Origin of the sequence: Blautia caccae, assembly GCF_040095955.1 — a bacterium.
Lineage (GTDB): Bacteria > Bacillota > Clostridia > Lachnospirales > Lachnospiraceae > Blautia > Blautia celeris.
This window is the reverse complement of sequence record NZ_JBBMFP010000015.1, coordinates 59,178-75,001: the sequence shown is the minus strand read 5'-3', so window position 1 is coordinate 75,001 and position 15,824 is coordinate 59,178. Positions and strand designations below refer to the sequence as shown.

General features: G+C 47.0%; 14 protein-coding genes and 1 riboswitch. Of the genes, 2 read left to right on the top strand and 12 right to left on the bottom strand.

Features of this window, described 5'->3' with window-relative positions:
- Positions 1-137: 137 nt before the first annotated feature.
- Positions 138-228: riboswitch (cyclic di-GMP riboswitch) on the bottom strand.
- Between the two features lie 218 nt (positions 229-446).
- The 3 genes from WMO65_RS16470 to WMO65_RS16460 are packed head-to-tail and all read right to left on the bottom strand — an operon-like array spanning position 447 to position 2,833.
- Complete coding sequence (locus tag WMO65_RS16470) at positions 447-1,247, bottom strand: ABC transporter permease (protein WP_033141704.1); 801 nt, start codon at positions 1,245-1,247, stop codon at positions 447-449.
- A gap of 3 nt (positions 1,248-1,250) precedes the next feature.
- Positions 1,251-2,039 (bottom strand): ABC transporter permease, encoded by a 789-nt coding sequence (locus WMO65_RS16465; protein WP_148391794.1) that lies wholly within the window; start codon positions 2,037-2,039, stop codon positions 1,251-1,253.
- Positions 2,036-2,833: an ABC transporter ATP-binding protein gene (locus WMO65_RS16460; RefSeq protein ID WP_227210902.1), complete on the bottom strand. Its 798-nt coding sequence runs from the start codon at positions 2,831-2,833 to the stop codon at positions 2,036-2,038. The genes WMO65_RS16465 and WMO65_RS16460 overlap by 4 nt, the downstream gene beginning before the upstream one ends.
- Before the next feature lie 240 nt (positions 2,834-3,073).
- Here WMO65_RS16460 and WMO65_RS16455 point away from each other — a divergent pair, with 240 nt between their 5' ends.
- Positions 3,074-3,961 carry an AraC family transcriptional regulator gene (locus WMO65_RS16455; RefSeq protein ID WP_033141701.1) on the top strand — a complete coding sequence of 296 codons (888 nt, stop codon included), beginning with the start codon at positions 3,074-3,076 and terminating at the stop codon, positions 3,959-3,961.
- A 50-nt stretch (positions 3,962-4,011) separates the two neighbouring features.
- On the opposite strand, the gene WMO65_RS16450 is transcribed toward WMO65_RS16455, so the two are convergent.
- The 5 genes from WMO65_RS16450 to WMO65_RS16430 all read right to left on the bottom strand — a co-directional run bounded on the left by WMO65_RS16450 (position 4,012) and on the right by WMO65_RS16430 (position 10,623).
- Complete coding sequence (locus WMO65_RS16450; RefSeq protein ID WP_033141700.1) at positions 4,012-4,923, bottom strand: AraC family transcriptional regulator; 912 nt, start codon at positions 4,921-4,923, stop codon at positions 4,012-4,014.
- A gap of 112 nt (positions 4,924-5,035) precedes the next feature.
- The gene (locus WMO65_RS16445; protein ID WP_033141699.1) at positions 5,036-7,327 is read right to left on the bottom strand and encodes an alpha-galactosidase; all 2,292 of its coding nucleotides are present in this window, start codon (positions 7,325-7,327) and stop codon (positions 5,036-5,038) included.
- 107 nt (positions 7,328-7,434) lie between these two features.
- The gene (locus WMO65_RS16440; RefSeq protein ID WP_033141698.1) at positions 7,435-8,274 is read right to left on the bottom strand and encodes a carbohydrate ABC transporter permease; all 840 of its coding nucleotides are present in this window, start codon (positions 8,272-8,274) and stop codon (positions 7,435-7,437) included.
- 15 nt (positions 8,275-8,289) lie between these two features.
- Entirely contained in the window at positions 8,290-9,168 is an 879-nt protein-coding gene (locus WMO65_RS16435) for a carbohydrate ABC transporter permease (protein ID WP_054351581.1), read from the bottom strand.
- A 114-nt stretch (positions 9,169-9,282) separates the two neighbouring features.
- The gene (locus WMO65_RS16430) at positions 9,283-10,623 is read right to left on the bottom strand and encodes an ABC transporter substrate-binding protein (protein WP_033141696.1); all 1,341 of its coding nucleotides are present in this window, start codon (positions 10,621-10,623) and stop codon (positions 9,283-9,285) included.
- A 440-nt stretch (positions 10,624-11,063) separates the two neighbouring features.
- On the opposite strand from WMO65_RS16430, the gene WMO65_RS16425 reads away from it, so the two are divergent.
- Positions 11,064-11,729: a YesL family protein gene (locus WMO65_RS16425; protein ID WP_148391792.1), complete on the top strand. Its 666-nt coding sequence runs from the start codon at positions 11,064-11,066 to the stop codon at positions 11,727-11,729.
- 93 nt (positions 11,730-11,822) lie between these two features.
- Here WMO65_RS16425 and WMO65_RS16420 read toward each other — a convergent pair whose 3' ends face one another.
- The 4 genes from WMO65_RS16420 to WMO65_RS16405 form a co-directional block, all read right to left on the bottom strand.
- Complete coding sequence (locus WMO65_RS16420; RefSeq protein ID WP_148391791.1) at positions 11,823-12,656, bottom strand: sugar phosphate isomerase/epimerase family protein; 834 nt, start codon at positions 12,654-12,656, stop codon at positions 11,823-11,825.
- Between the two features lie 24 nt (positions 12,657-12,680).
- Complete coding sequence (locus WMO65_RS16415) at positions 12,681-13,508, bottom strand: carbohydrate ABC transporter permease (RefSeq protein ID WP_054351579.1); 828 nt, start codon at positions 13,506-13,508, stop codon at positions 12,681-12,683.
- Positions 13,508-14,398 (bottom strand): carbohydrate ABC transporter permease, encoded by an 891-nt coding sequence (locus WMO65_RS16410; RefSeq protein ID WP_033141693.1) that lies wholly within the window; start codon positions 14,396-14,398, stop codon positions 13,508-13,510. The genes WMO65_RS16415 and WMO65_RS16410 overlap by 1 nt, the downstream gene beginning before the upstream one ends.
- Positions 14,399-14,517: 119 nt before the next feature.
- Entirely contained in the window at positions 14,518-15,801 is a 1,284-nt protein-coding gene (locus WMO65_RS16405) for an ABC transporter substrate-binding protein (protein ID WP_186971088.1), read from the bottom strand.
- Positions 15,802-15,824 lie beyond the last annotated feature (23 nt).

Genomic DNA, 15,824 nt, shown 5'->3' with positions numbered 1-15,824 from the left:
CTTATCCTGTGACAAGTATCTACCGGTTTTTTACCTCGGGATACACTTTTCCCCGAAATAAAAACTGCCTGCAGCAATTTGCAGGCAGAAGCGTATCAAAATAAAGCAAGGTATAAAAATCACCTTACAAAAAATAATACGGCAACTGGCTGTCATAGTCATGCTTGTTAGACCTTAGACCCTTTAGCTTTGTGTCACTGCCTTTCGACAGCTTTACTATTATCGAATATTTATCTTAAACTCACCATACTCCATTTCGTGTTAAATGTCAACATGTATTTACAGAATACCAAAATTATACTATTTATGCCAAGAATGTGCAAATATGACTTTGCACATCCAGTATGACAAAAATATTTCTTCACAATATATTCGCAATGTTATACCCTGCATTATTTTAATATTTTTAAATTCATCCGCATTCCCCGAAACAATCCTGTCCCATCTCAATTCCCACTACTCTCATACCTCCCAAGCCCCCTCTTAAGCACAATAACAGCCACCCCCGCCATCACCGCACACACTGCCGGCATAACCATCACCCCGGCACGCATCCCGCTCTTTCCCAGCAGATACCCCACCGGATAGTAACTGACAAACGCATACGGAATCAAATACGCAAATATCCCCTGCAGTACAGGCGGATAAATGATCAGCGGATATTTCGCCATCTCCCCAATGGAAATAGCAAAGAAATTCAAACTGTTCTTCCCTCCCTCCATCCAAAATGAGGCACAGCTTGCAATCCAGATCATACACACACGAATCACACAACATTCCACAAGAAATACCGCCAGACAGACAATTTTCCACAAACTCCACCTGATATTACAGTGACTTGCCCCCAGAGCAAACACAGCCGCCGCAATCCCCATCTTATTCAGCCCGTCAAAATCAATCCTGGCCGTGAGAAGCTGCAGCCCCACGGGAAGCGGCCGCACCAGAAACCGGTCCAGATCCGCCATATTGATCATCTCCGCAATCTTCCAGGTTCCCTGAAAAAAGAAGTTAATACACCCCTCCGAGAACAACAGAAAACTGTACAAAAGCAGTATCTCCCACAGCTTCCAGCCCCCCACCTCAGGGATATTACTGTAAATGATCCCAAGCACCCCCAGATTACAAACCTGAGAAAACCCGGTAAAAAATACCATCATCAGGAAATCCGTCCTGTACTCAGCCAGGGACTTCATATTCTGCATCTGAATCTGCCCATACATCCTCAGATAATGCCTCCATCTCCTCATCTCTCACCCTCCATACAGGGAAATGACCCCTGATGCTTTCTTCCAAAAAAGTGCCCCGCACACCCACAAAATCCCAATCCAAACAGCCTGCACCGCAATCCCCCGAAGACTCTCCTCCATGGAAAAAGTCCCTATAAAAATGCTGCATGGCGTAAATACGATTCCCTGAAAAGGCAGCACCTCCACAACCCTTCTAAGCCCCCCGGGAAACATCACAAGCGGCAGGATCGCCCCGGAAAAAAAGTTGGTCAGCACCTCCCTGGCCTTAGTCACCCCATAAGAATTATCCGTATAAAAACACAGCAGGGAAAACAAATACTGTATCCCAAACTTTATCCCCATTCCCAAAAACAGGGACACCAAAAACAGCAGTACCCTCTCCAAACGGATTCCCGCCGCACCGTTCACCGACAGATACAGACACCCGACAAGTATCAGCGTCACCCCGAATTCCATCCCGGCTGTCCCCAGCATCCTGAAAAAAAGCATTCCCCTGTAAGGCACCGGCTTGAGCAGATCAAGAATGATATCCCCCTTTATGATCCTCTTCGCCGTATTCATCTCAAATCCAAAAGAAAAGGAACAGTTACACAAAAAGGCTACAAACACATACTTTCTCATAATTTCCCAGGTATACCCATTTACCACCCCCTGATACCTGAAAATACTCCTCCATACATAATAGAGCACTGCAGCCTGGATAAAATTAGCCAGCATCCCCGTAATAAAATTGCTCCGGTACGCACATCCCTCCAAAAACCCGCACCGCATATAAGCCATGTACTTCTTCATCCGCAGCTCCTCCTGTTAAAAAGCCCGATCACGATCTGCTCCAGCGTGGTCCCTTCAGGATACTGTTCAAAAATCTTATCCATCCTGTCATCAAATAAAATCTCCCCCTGCTCCAGAATGATCAAACGCCCGCACAGGGATTCCAGGTCATTCAGGTCATGGCTGGTCAGCAGAATCGTCGTATTCTTCTCCTCATTGATTCTTCGCAGAAACGCATAAATCTTCTGCTTCACCGCCACATCAAGTCCAATGGTAGGCTCATCCAGAAAGAGGATTGGCGGCTCATGCAGAAGTGCCGCCGCCATATCTGCCCGCACCCGCTGCCCCAGCGAGAGCTTCCTGGCCGGCTGCCCCAGAAATGCGTCCAAATCCAGAATCTCCCGGAATTCCCGCATATTTTTTTCGTACCTGTCATCCGGTATCTCATAGATATTTTTCAGCAGCCGAAAAGTCTCGATCACCGGAATATCCCACCAAAGCTGTGTCTTCTGTCCAAATACCACACCGATCTTCTTCGCGTTCTCCATCCTGTCACAAAACGGGTTCTTTCCCATAATGGACACCTCACCCCCGCTGGGCTTCAGAATCCCTGTGAGCATCTTGATCGTGGTGGATTTCCCGGCCCCGTTTGCGCCCAAAAACGCCACACTCTCCCCCTGCGCAATGGAAAAAGACACCCCCTTCACAGCCTCCTTTTTCCCATACCTGGGTTTGATAAGATGGCGGATACTCCCCCGGATTCCCTCCTCCTTTTTGACAGTCCTATACTCCTTTTTCAAATCTCTGACTTCCATCACTTCCAATTTGAGCACTTCCTTTCCCCAGTTTATTACCTGTTTGAAGGATAACAGACCCTCCGCAAAATGGACATATGGTTTTCTAAGAAATACCTGTCAAAATCCAACATCTTCGCCACATCCCCTCGAATTTTACTGCCTCCCGTGATAAAATATCACTATTCAAAGTCCTGCGAAACCCAGCACGAAAGCCGGAGCAGACTATCATCCACAATACAAGAGAAAGGAAGTGCTGTTATGCTCGGAAACAGGGACCTTTTGATCCACCGGACTGCCGTCAGTCTCCTGTCCCTGCAGTTCAACCACTGCGGCATCCAGGAGTGCAGTCCCGGCTATCAGTATGGATTTTATATGAAACCCTACCACCTCATCCATTTTGTCCTGAAAGGCAGCGGCACTCTGGAGACTGAGGGAAGAACCTACAACGTCCGCGCCGGACAGGCTTTCTATATCCCCTCCGGCACTTCCGGGCACTATCAGGCCTCCCGCACAGACCCATGGAAATACACCTGGATCGGTTTTTTCTGCGATTCCCGCAGCCCCTTTGTGGAAATGCTGTTCGGCAAAGACAGGGTTACGGATATCTGCCTGCCCCCGGATGAACTGGAGCGCCTGATATTATCTATACTCACTGTCACAGATCCCCGGCTGCAGAATGTCAGGTCCTACAGCAGAAATGAGTATCCCGGCGAACAGTTTTTCCCTGTCTCCCAGCCGGAGAAATGTCTGGAAGTGAACAGCCGTATGCTCCACCTGTTCGCACGCCTGATTGAAACACAGGCCTGCCATTGTCCCTCCTCCATCCGGGAAAAAGATTATGCGCAGGATGCCAGGGCCTTTATTGACTCCTGCTACAGCGAGCCCATCAAAATACAGGATGTGGCGGATGTACTCCATATTCATCCCAATTACCTGTGTTCTGTTTTCAAGGCAGCCTATGGGCAGACTCCCAGGGAATATTTAAAAGCGCTGAGAATGGAACGTGCCTCCACCCTGCTTCTCAGAACAGAACAGCCCGTGTCGACCATTGCCGCGTCAGTGGGCTTTTCCAGCCCCTTTCAGTTCTCTGCCATGTTCAAGAAATACTTCGGCCTCTCACCTGCCGCCTATCGAAAAGAGGGATAATAGGGAAAAAGATACCCGCCGGCATCTCTGCCGGCGGATATCTTTTTCCCTTATAAGGGCGCTCCCTCATAATCACCTTTTTTATTTTTGATCACCAGTTCTTCTTCTTCCTCTCTGTAAGCTCTCGGGCTCATTCCATAATGCTGTTTAAATATTTTGGAAAAAGCCAGCTGATCCACATAGCCCACGGAATTGGCAATGGCATTGATCTGCATATCTGTGTTCTTCAGCAGGGACCTTGCTTTTTCCATACGCAGGTTCACCAGATATTCCTGGGGTGAACATCCTATGGCTTTCTTGAAGCTGCTTGTCAGATAACTCCGGTTCACACCAATGTAATCCGCAAGCTCATTGATCTTGATCTTCTGGTTATAATTAAAGGAAATATACTCCATTGCATGTTTCACATACACAGAACCGGGATACGGATGCGGACTGCCCGAACCCGGAATATTCTTCCTGTGCTCGTCAATCAGCGCGGAAAAAAACAGCATCAGAAGCCCGTTTCTCCTCAGCTCGTCCGTGTAGGAGAGCTGGTGCGCCTCCAGCATTGCATCAATATATTCATTCAGCACCCCCATACACTCAACCTTATGCACAGGCGTCTTCACTGAAAATCCCGCACCGTTGGCACATTCCTCAGCCTTAAACCCGGTAAAGCCCACCCACATATAAGACCACGGGTCATCCTGGTCAGCCTCATACCATGCCTCCGTGCTGGGCGGAATCAGGAACGCGTCCCCTGCGCTCAGGTTATATTTCTTTTTATATATCTCCAGAGTTCCCTTACCTTCCCTCACAATATGCAATACATAAGAAGTCCTCTTATTCGGCCCGAAACGGTGCCCCGGGTCGCAGTATTCCCAGCCGCAGTAAATAAGACATAGCTCCACAGCTTCCCTCTGCAAATCTTCCAGGCATCTGTATCTGGCCGAACTCGTAAATCCGGTTGTGTGTTTCAACGCAATCCCTCCTTCTGCATGCATAGATGACAATGGACAAACACCATTGCCGCAGTTAAAAAACGGCGGAAATGTCCGGGAACACTACCCTGAACATTCCCGCCGCATCATTCTAGTCAGTTACCTTTTTCAGGGTATAGAGCAGGGATGCAAAATCTCCGCCCTTTTTGTTCAAATCTTCCCTGTCAATCGGTATACCCACCTGCATCAGCTCATCGCCGTATGCGCAGTAGGTTTTCACCATATCTTCATCTGTTCGTAATCCATATATTTTCGCTATATTGTCATCATAAGATGCGGAAGGAGCCAGATCACAGCTCACCTCATACAGTGTATCCGCATCCAGTCCCTGGAGCTTCAGCCTGAGCCAGGATGCATTTACCTTGTTCATTCTCTGGTAGAACGCGGCAACTGCCTGGGATTTATCCCGGGCCACTACCATCCATGCCGTGTCATTTCCCTCAAAAGGACTCAGCAGACGGTAGAAATCGCCGTCCACCTGAATCAGCTCCCTGTATTCCTTCATGAACGCAACCTGCTTTTTCACGCTCTCCAGTTCTGCCTCTGACAGCAGGTTCAGATCCAGTTCATAGCCGAATGTTCCGAAGTACGCCACATTCGCCCTTGTCTCGATGGGCGTCATACGGTGCATCTGATGGTTCGGCACTGCTGACACGTGGGAGCCCATGCTGACAACAGGATATACATAAGAAGTACCGTACTGGATCTTGGTCCTCTCACTGGCATCCGTATCATCACTGGTCCAGGTCTGCGGCGCAAAATACAGCATGCCCGGATCAAACCTGGCTCCGCCGCTGGCACAGGATTCAAACAGGATGTCAGGGAACTCTGTGGTCAGGCGGGTATACAGGTCATACACGCCCAAAATGTATTTATGCATCACCTTACCCTGCTGGGAGGCGTCTGCCCCTCTGCTGAAAGGCTCTGTCATATAACGGTTCATATCCCACTTGATGTAGGAGATGGAGGATTCCCGCAGTATCTTAGAGATCATTTCGTAGATATAATCTACCACTTCTTTTCTGGAGAAGTCAAGTACATGCTGATGCCTTGCGTGTGACTCAAAGCGGCCCGGCACACCGATCAGCCAGTCCGGATGTGCCCGGTACAGGTCACTGTCCTTGTTCACCATCTCCAGTTCCACCCAGAGACCAAACTTCAGCCCCAGCTCCTCCACCTTACGTGAAAGACCGGAGATGCCGTCCGGCAGCTTTTCAAGGTTGACGTACCAGTCGCCAAGACCTCTGTAGTCATCATTCCTGGCCCCGAACCATCCATCGTCAAGGACGAACAGCTCCACACCGGCCTCTTTTGCTTTCTTTGCTATGGTTAATATTTTTTCCTCATTAAAATCAAAATATGTGGCTTCCCAGTTGTTGAGCAGGATTGGGCGCGCCTTGTCTCTCCAGGTACCCCTCATGAGACGTTTCCTGTACAGTCTGTGGTATGCCTGGCTCATCTTATTCAGGCCCTGGTCGCTGTATACCATAACCACCTCAGGTGTCTGGAAGCTCTCGCCCTGACCAAGCTCCCATGCAAAATCCTCCGGATTGATACCCAGCATAACCCTTGTCATATCAAACGTGGAGACTTCTGCCTGTGCCAGGAAGTTTCCGCTGTACACCAGGCTGAATCCGTAGACCTCACCCTGGTTCTCTGTGGTGTGGGGGCGTTTCAGTGCGATGAACGGGTTGTGTTCCGCGCCGCTGCATGTGCCGTTTGACCCATGCACAGACTGAATACCCATATCCAGCCTTCTGTTTTTCACATACCGCTCTCTGGACCATGCGCCGGATAACTGCACCAACTCATAATCCATATCCAAAAATTCCACACTGGCACTCATGGCCCGCTCCAGGACAATCTTCTGTGCACCTTTCTGCTCAAAACGGACATTTCGGGTGATCACCGGATAGTCCTCATAGATCGTATAGGAAAGCACCATATCTGTATCTGTCACATCATCGTGAAGTGTGACTTCCAGCGTCTCTGCCTCATCCTCAGACTCCGTATAGGTAGCCGGAAGAGGCGTGATCGCTTTCTTTCCTCTGTAAATCTCATGAGATACATAGGAAAAGTCCACGATTCTGCTGCCGTTTTCCTGCAGAATCGTGAGAGCAGGGCTTCTGTAGTCGCCGGTTCCATACACCGGATATTCCTGCCTTGTATACTGCATGGATAAAATACCCGGCTCCGGAATGCAAACGGACATCTGGGAGCGCATGGCTTCCTCGTGAAGATAGCTGAAGTCCTCCTTATCGCGGACAGCCTTTCCGTAATACAGATTCTCCAACTGTCCATTTTCCATGATCCTCATGAGATAACTTACTTCTCCATTAAAAATATGAAATTCTTTTGTCTTTTCATGAAATCTAATCGCCATATTCTTCTCCTTTTATTTCGATCCGCGCTTAGTTATTTCATTGAGTGCGGCCGGATTTTAAAAACAGGCCGGCGCAATAACACCTTATTACGCCGGCCTTGATTTTCTTAAAGTTTACCACCGCTGGTTGCAATACCTTCGATGAACTGTTTCTGGAAGATCATATAGAGGACGATCATCGGAATACAGGCAATCAGGGAAGCTGCCATCAGTTCCGGGAATTTTGAAGTATACTGTCCCTGCATTTTTGCAAGTGCGGAAGACAGAACCAGCATATCCTTGTCTGTGTTGACGATCATCGGCCACATCAGGTCTTTGAACGCGAACACTGCCGTAAAGATTCCCAGGGCAACCATGCTGGACCGGGTAAGCGGTGCCATGATATAGAGAAATGTCTGTCCGATATTACATCCATCCAGCCTTGCTGCTTCTTCCAGGTCGTTAGGAAGTCCCATGTAGCCCTGGCGGAGCAGGAAGGTACCGAATGCGGTAACCATACCGGGGAATACCAGTGCGAAAATAGTATTCAGCATTCCCATTTTACTTACCATCAGGTACTGGGGAATGATGAAGATCTGAACCGGAACCATCATCTGCAGAAGTACCAGGGAGAAACAGAAGTCTCTTCCTCTAAAATGCAGACGTCCGAAAGCATAACCTGCCAAAGTAGCTGTCAGTACCGCGCAGATAACACGGAACAGGATCAGAAGCAGTGTATTCTTATACAGGATCAGGAAGTTCATGTTCTCCATAACGGAGGTAAATGCATCTGTTCTCCATACCTTCGGGAAGATGACAAAGGGGTTAACGGATGTTGCCTCTGTCACTGATTTAAACGCTGTGAGAATCATCCATACAAACGGTATCAGCATTGTTATTGATACCAGGATCAAGATTATATGAATGAGGATGTTTATCATTTTGCTTTTTCTTTCCATACTATCCATACTGCATCCCCCTTTCTAGTTGTAGAACACCCATTTTTTCTGCCCTATCATCTGGAACACCGTGATGATCATGGTGATGATCAGAAGCAGGATAACGATAGTTGCGCCATAGCCCATGTTCTTGTTGATGAACGCGTATTTGTAGAACAGGTATACCAGGGACTGGGTCTTTTCCAGAGCCGGGTTGGATTTATCCATTACCATGTACATTAAATCGAATACCTGAAGGGAACCGATGACACGTGTTACAAGAACAAAGAAGATTGTGGGGGATAACAGGGGTACTGTAATATGGAAAAAGCTCTTGATGCCTGTTGCTCCGTCAATCTCTGCCGCCTCATAATAGTCATGGGGAATCTCCTGCAGACCGGATATAAACAGTACCATGTTGTAACCAATGATAGACCATATACCGATGACAGCAATGGAGAATACTGCGATCTTGGGATCAGACACCCATTTTACATTTGTGTGGAACACGTTGTTGAGCAGACCGAAATCTGAGTTGAACAGCCATCTCCAAACCATGGCAACCGCTGCAGGAGCTGCAACCATTGGGAGGAAGATGATAGTACGGTATATACCACGTCCCTTCATTTTTCTGTTCAGTAAAACTGCCAGAACCAGGGCTATTATAATAGAGAAAGGAACCTCTACAATTGCATATTTAAATGTGTTGATCAGAGACTGCCATACCTCATGGTCTCCGAAAACCTTTGCATAATTATCAAGTCCAACAAAAATATTTCCTTTTCCGAAGTCTCCTGTTTTAAAGAAACTCTGGTATAAAGTCTGGAAAATCGGGATTATATTTAAAACAACCAGTCCAATCACAGTTGGAAGGATAAACAGCCAGCCCCACAAAAACTCGCTGCGTTCCCTGCTGGTTTTCATTTGCTTCTTTGCATTCCCATTACTAGCCACGCCACTCACTCCTTTTCCAAATACAGGCAGATTCTTACGAACCTGCCTGCAGTTTAATCCTCGGTCAATTCAGCTTCTCTTTGATTACTCCTCGGCTAATTTCTCATTCATCTGCTCTGCCATTTCCTTGCAGGCATCTTCCATGCTCTTTTCACCGGTGTATACGCTCTTTAAGATCTCGTTGTCTTCATTTTCCCAGGTAACTGTTGTTTTGGAGTATGGTCTGATAACCATGTCATCCATCATGTTCAGGTATGCCTGTAAATTAAAGTCAGCGGATTTTGCCCATGCATCAGAAGTACCTGTGTATGCGGACATTGTAACGCCAAGTTCAGCCTGTTTTTCCTGAGCTTCTTTGGATCCCAGGTATTCGATGAGCTGCCAAGCTTCGTCTGTGTGCTCGCCGTTTGCTGATGCTGCCCATCCGAGGCCGTTATAGATAGAAGATCTTCTGCCTGTTTTGGCATTCTTCGGAAGTTCTACAACATCACAGTTTGCTGCTGTGTACTCATTGTCACGATATGCTGCCAGCATCCAGGAACCCTGGAATACCATAGCAACTTTGCCTGACTGGAACAGAACATCTTCACCGTTCTCAGACATGGTCTCGATAGAAGGCATAACGCCTGCTTTGATCCACTCTTCCAGCTGCTGCATAGCTTCGATGGTCTTCGGATCATCCCATCCTGATGTTTTCTTGTCATCGCTGATAACCGTTCCGCCGTTATCATAGATCATGTTATAGTAACCAGCCTGGTTGTTATCGTTTCTCAATGCCATACCATACTGGCTGCCGTCCTCTTTTGTCAGCTTCTTAGCTGCTTCTGTCACGTCATCCCATGTCCACTCTGAAGTAGGATATTCCAGTCCGGCTTCGTCGAACATTGCTTTGTTATACCAGAGAGCAATTGTATCTACGTCCTTAGGAACTGCATAATATTTGTCTTCGTATGTATACAGGCCCCAGATATCGGACGGGTAGTTTTCCGGGTCAATCTTATCACTGTCTTTGATCTTGTCGGTCAGATCAAGAAGCATGTCATTGGACATATATCTCTGGCTCTCGTTTGAGTGCATCCAGAATACATCCGGAAGAGAACCTCCCTGTGCGCCTGCCTCTAACATGGTCCAATACTCGTCCCATTTTACAACGGAGAGTTTTGTCTTGATTCCTGTCTGCTCTGTGAAATCTGCCAGAATCTCTTTGATACCCGGTTCCTGGTTGGTATCCCAGATGGATACGGAAAGTTCTGCGCCGCTGGAGCTGCTGCTTTCTGTCTTTTCGCCGTCAGTTTTCTCACCTTCTGTTTTTGTTTCGGTGTCATCTGTACCTTTGCTGTCTCCGCCGCTGTTTCCTCCACATGCTGCCAGTGAAAGTGCCATTACGCTTGCCAGTGATAATGCTGCTACCTTTCTGAATTTCATACTTGCTCCTCCTTTTGCATTAAAGTTTTCGTCAGAATAACAGTTTTTGCTGTATCTCTGAGTGATAGCCTTATTATAGTTGCACATGGAATAATGTTAAATGGTTATATGTTTTTATAATATGTCATAATGTTATATGTTTGTGCTATTTTTATATTTTTCGTTGATTTCATCGGCTTTTCCTTGCAGTTTAATTATTATATATGCTTTGTTTTCCATATACTTTTGGTAGTTTTCGTCACAATGACGGGTCTATTCTCACATATCAAGAATACATTAAGTCTAAAACATATAACATTATTCCATATTTTTTACATTTTTCCTGTTTTTTCTATTATTTCACTCAAAATTACATACCGCAATTGCATTCTTCACCATTTAATGCTAGAATAGCCCTTAGAATCACATCGAAATTGTTCATATCAGAAAGGGCGGGAATTATGAATCTTTTAAACGAAGACAATGTTGTTCACATTTTTCTCAGCAGGATCGGGGACCTGGTGGTGGCCAATCTCCTTTTCATTGTCTGCTGCATCCCTATTGTCACCATAGGGCCGGCCATAACAGCGCTGTATCACTGCACGCTTCGTATGGTCAAAGGAAATGACAGCAGCACATCCAAAACATTTTTCCGTGCGTTTAAACAAAATTTCCTCCAGTCTCTGGTAATCTGGCTTGGCATTCTGCTGGCGGGCGTCATATTGATCCTGAACCTTCGCTTTCTTATGCAGACACAGGGGGCATCCTCCTACGGCAAAATTCTGCTTTACATGTCAGAGGCACTTATGGGCCTCTTGGTCATTGTGGCTCTATATATATTTCCCGTGATCGCCGCTTTTGCCAACACAGCCGGGAAACTGCTGAAAAATGCATTTCTCTTTGCCTTCATGCATTTTCCGTCTACGCTGGCCATTGCTGTCATTACGATTCTGCCTATGTACATGACCTATCAGGACCTTGAGCTGATGCCGCTTTACGCGTGCTGCTGGTTCTTCTTCGGCTTTGCTCTCACGGCCTATATTGACTCTTTCCTGCTGTACCGCATCTTCCGGCCTTATCTGGAAAAAGAAGAGACGCCCCCGGCAAAAGGGACGCCGCAGAAATGAATCGAAACAAAAAAAGACACCGCCTTTTTGCAGCAGCGCAGTTCCGTATCTTGCGGAAATCATGTAGCCGTGCAGGCGGTGTCTTTTCTTTTTTTATTTCAGCAGTTCATCCAGAACCGCTTTTGCCATAACAATATCTTTTTTCTGTTCCTCACCGGATATCTCACGCTCAATGGTGATATCTCCGGCATATCCGATCTCTTTCAGTTTAGCCACAAACGCGGGGTAGTTTACCTTACCCTGTCCCAGCGGCACTTCTTCTCCCAGCATATGACCGTCTGTTGGATATCTTCCATCCTTGCCATGAATACCCATGACATACTCGCCGAACACCTCCAGAGCATCTACAGGATTGGCTTTACCGTACATTACCAGGTTTGCAGGGTCCAGGTTAATGCCCACATTGCCTTTGCCCAGTTCTTTCTCAATATCCTGGATAGCTCTTTTCAGCGTAACCGGTGTCTCCTGTCCTGTCTCAAAGAGGAAATTCTGTCCGTTTTCCTTACACTGTTTCACCAGTTCCTTCAGGCATGCAAGAACGCCTGCATAATTGGGGTCATAAGGATTTTCAGGCATATATCCCACATGTGTAGCCACATCCTTTACATGGATCATGGAGGCAAATGCAATGCCCTTCTGCAGCATTTTCACCCTCTCGAAACGAAATGCCTCAGGAACCAGGCCCAAGGTAAGCTGACCGTCATAGAAATCCCATACTCTCGGACCTTCCCAGCCGCACCAGAATGCCGTGATATCTACTTTGTGATGCTCAGCAGCTGCATTCACCTTATCTGCAGTCTCCTGATTCATAATTTCCTTATCCCAGCACACAAGCTGGCAGCTCTCCATCCCCATGGAACGCAGCTCCGCGAATTTGGCATCCACATCCGTATCCCGGAAAATCTCTATCAAAACTCCTACTCTCATAAAAAATACCTCTCTTTCTTTTCCTTAACCCTTCACAGCTCCTGCCGTAATTCCCCCCACAATGTGTTTCTGCATGATCACGAAGAAGATCAAACTGGGGATCATGGACATTACGATACCCGGAAGAGCGTGTTCCCAGTCCGCTGTCTGCGCGGAGAACTGCATGTAAAGCGCATTCTGAATGTTCATTGCCTTAGCATTTCCGCCTACGATCAACTGGTTGGTGATGATATCATTCCAGGTTGCCAGAGTATCCAGAACCACAACGGTCGTCAGGATAGGTTTCAGCAGCGGAAGCACGATGTTAAAGTATGTTCTCACCTTGCTGGCTCCGTCGATGCAGGCACACTCCTCCAGCTCGATCGGTACATTTTTTACAAATCCATGGATCATATAAACAGCCAGCGGCATACAGAGTCCTGTACTTACCAGTATATAGCCTATCTTACTTCCTGTCATTCCCATGTTTGCCACCAGTCTTGTCAGGGTGATCATGTAGGACTGGAAGGGCACCATCATCGGGATAATGATCAGGACAAAGCAGACACCTGACAGTTTTCCTTTTGTTCTTGCCAGTTTGTAAGCCGCCATAGGCGCAAGGAGCGCGATGATCAGCACTGTACAGATGGTATACAGAAGGGTGTTGCCGATCAATAACGGGAAATCAAACTTTGTCCATGTCTCTATATACATATTCAGGCTCCAGCTCTTTGGAAGGGCCAGAAATTCCTGCAGCATATCATTATATGGTTTAAATGAGTTGATAAAAATCAGAAGCAGGGGCATCAGCCAGAATATGGAACAAATGAACACAATAATGGAAAGAACGCTGATTTTACTCGCTTTTTTCATTATGCCTCTACCTCCTTACTCTTGGTCACTTTAAGCTGGATCACTGTTACGATCAGTACAAATACCACAAATACAAGGGATTTTGCGGTAGCCATTCCGTACCGATTATTGACAAACGCCTCTTTGTAAATGTTGTACGCCACAGAAATCGTGGAGTTTGCCGGGCCGCCCTTTGTAAATACCATGATCACGTCAAATAACTTGAACGCAAAGGTCAGGGATGTAAGCATACAGATCGATACCGCCGGCATGATCAGGGGCACTGTCACTTTTCTGAGTACCTGGAACTTATTGGCCCCGTCTATCTTGGCAGCCTCAATCAGCTCTTTCGGCACAGCTATGATACCCGCAATATAGTTCACCATATAAAATCCCAGATTCTGCCACACTGTCATGATTACCACGACAAAGAACGCCAGTTTTGCTGTTCCAAGCCAGCTCCAGTTGAACATCTCCCATCCGGTCACCTGATACAGCGCTTCAAATCCCGGACCCAGGATAAATTTCCAGATCAAACTGATGGCAGTCAAACTGATTATGTACGGGATATAATAAAACGCACGTCCCACACTTGAACTCTTCTTCTCTTTCGCCATAACCAGTGCTACCGTAAGAGAGAGCACGTTTACAATCACAACATAGAACACTGAAAATTTTAGTGTAAATGCAGTACTCTTCCAAAACAGTGCATCATTGGTAAATATATTTACAAAGTTCTGAAGTCCCACAAACTCCATATCCTTACTGATTCCATTCCAGTCAAACACAGAATAGTACAGATTCATCAGAAACGGCACATCTGTAGAAAAAAGAACAAATGCCACTGCCGGAAATACAAACAATGCAAAAATCAATAAATCTTTTGTTTTTCCTTTGCCTTTCACTTTCATTCCTCCGAATTTCCCCTTCTAAAGCGGCAGTCCATGCCGTCCGCCTGTTTTAAAAAACGGGGCCGTTGCAGCCGCAACAGCCCCGTCCGGTTATCGTTACCCCGCCGCAGTTTCCAACTTTACTGTACAACCCAGCCGTTCTGGAACTCTTCCGTTACCTGTTCTGCAGTCATGTCGCCTGTCATATAAGCCTGCAGTGCCGGTCCTACAATGTCAGCATATCCATTCGGCTCAATTGTGTGTATCCAACCGTTTGTCTTGCCTTCTTCCACGTATGTGGACGCATCATTAGCAAGAGCACCTTTTACATCCATATCTGTCTTTGCACCCGGTACAGCGCCTACACCGTCACACATCCATTTCTGTCCTTCTTCAGATGTCAGGATATATTCCAGATATTCTTTTGCCAGGTCAAGGTTTTTGGAATCTTTGTTTACAATGTATGTCCAGTTACAGGAGGACAGCAGTGTTACATCGTCTGCATTGTCGCTTACCGGGCAGGGAAGGAATGCCAGGTTCGCATCCGGGTTGAAGGAATCCAGTGTGGACTGGCACCAGTCACCCATATGAATGATAGCTGCCTCGCCGTTTGCAAGCATGTTTTCACATGTCTCCCAGTCAACCTCAAGCGGTTTGTCCGGTCCGTATTTTACAGCCAGATCCAGAAGACGGAATATGTTCTGGAAATTCTTCATATCTTTGAATTTCAGATCTCCGCTGTTCAGTTTCTCCACAACACCCTTGGCATCCAGGGATTTGTCCATCATGAAATGTGTGGAAAGCTGCTGCAGTACCCAGGTCTCTTTTGCAGCAAGAGCAAATGCTGTGATACCTGCTGCGTCCAGCTTTTCACAGGCCGCTTCCAGTTCATCCATAGTCTTGGGAAGTTCTGTGATGCCGGCCTTTTCAAACAGATCTTTGTTGTAGATCAGGCCCATGTTCTCATATGTCCAGGGCAGGGACATGATCTTACCGTCAGCGTCTTTTCCTGTGTCAAGAGCCGCCTCATTAAATTTATCCAGGACGTCTTTCTCATCTGTCCAGTCGTAAGCATATTCATAGTATTTCTGTGCGGAAGTTCCGGACTCCACGTCAAACACATCCGGAATATCCCCTGAGTTGACACGAGACTGCAGCAGTGTATTGCTGTCATTGGCAGCGTGCTGTACCTCAATCTTAACTCCGGGATGTGATTCTTCAAACTTTTTCGCCATTTCTGCATACTCATCCAGGCCGTAAGCATGAGCATCGAATACTTTCAGAGTAATCTCTTCCCCGCTGTCTGCGCTGTCCTTGCCGGAATCGCCCTTGGACTCCTCTGTGCTTCCGCCGCCACCGCAGGCTGTCAGGCAGGATGCTGCCAATGCCGCTGTCATCAGAACCGCCAGTGTTTTCTTCATCATAATTTTTTCCTCCTTGAAATATA

What these genes read in the sequence shown, in the direction of transcription:
- WMO65_RS16470 (WP_033141704.1), bottom strand. Translation starts at nt 1,247, where the DNA reads ATGAGGAGATGGAGGCATTATCTGAGGATGTATGGGCAGATTCAGATG.
- WMO65_RS16465 (WP_148391794.1), bottom strand. Translation starts at nt 2,039, where the DNA reads ATGAAGAAGTACATGGCTTATATGCGGTGCGGGTTTTTGGAGGGATGT.
- WMO65_RS16460 (WP_227210902.1), bottom strand. Translation starts at nt 2,833, where the DNA reads ATGGAAGTCAGAGATTTGAAAAAGGAGTATAGGACTGTCAAAAAGGAG.
- WMO65_RS16455 (WP_033141701.1), top strand. Translation starts at nt 3,074, where the DNA reads ATGCTCGGAAACAGGGACCTTTTGATCCACCGGACTGCCGTCAGTCTC.
- WMO65_RS16445 (WP_033141699.1), bottom strand. Translation starts at nt 7,327, where the DNA reads ATGGCGATTAGATTTCATGAAAAGACAAAAGAATTTCATATTTTTAAT.
- WMO65_RS16440 (WP_033141698.1), bottom strand. Translation starts at nt 8,274, where the DNA reads ATGGATAGTATGGAAAGAAAAAGCAAAATGATAAACATCCTCATTCAT.
- WMO65_RS16435 (WP_054351581.1), bottom strand. Translation starts at nt 9,168, where the DNA reads ATGAAAACCAGCAGGGAACGCAGCGAGTTTTTGTGGGGCTGGCTGTTT.
- WMO65_RS16430 (WP_033141696.1), bottom strand. Translation starts at nt 10,623, where the DNA reads ATGAAATTCAGAAAGGTAGCAGCATTATCACTGGCAAGCGTAATGGCA.
- WMO65_RS16425 (WP_148391792.1), top strand. Translation starts at nt 11,064, where the DNA reads ATGAATCTTTTAAACGAAGACAATGTTGTTCACATTTTTCTCAGCAGG.
- WMO65_RS16420 (WP_148391791.1), bottom strand. Translation starts at nt 12,656, where the DNA reads ATGAGAGTAGGAGTTTTGATAGAGATTTTCCGGGATACGGATGTGGAT.
- WMO65_RS16415 (WP_054351579.1), bottom strand. Translation starts at nt 13,508, where the DNA reads ATGAAAAAAGCGAGTAAAATCAGCGTTCTTTCCATTATTGTGTTCATT.
- WMO65_RS16410 (WP_033141693.1), bottom strand. Translation starts at nt 14,398, where the DNA reads ATGAAAGTGAAAGGCAAAGGAAAAACAAAAGATTTATTGATTTTTGCA.
- WMO65_RS16405 (WP_186971088.1), bottom strand. Translation starts at nt 15,801, where the DNA reads ATGATGAAGAAAACACTGGCGGTTCTGATGACAGCGGCATTGGCAGCA.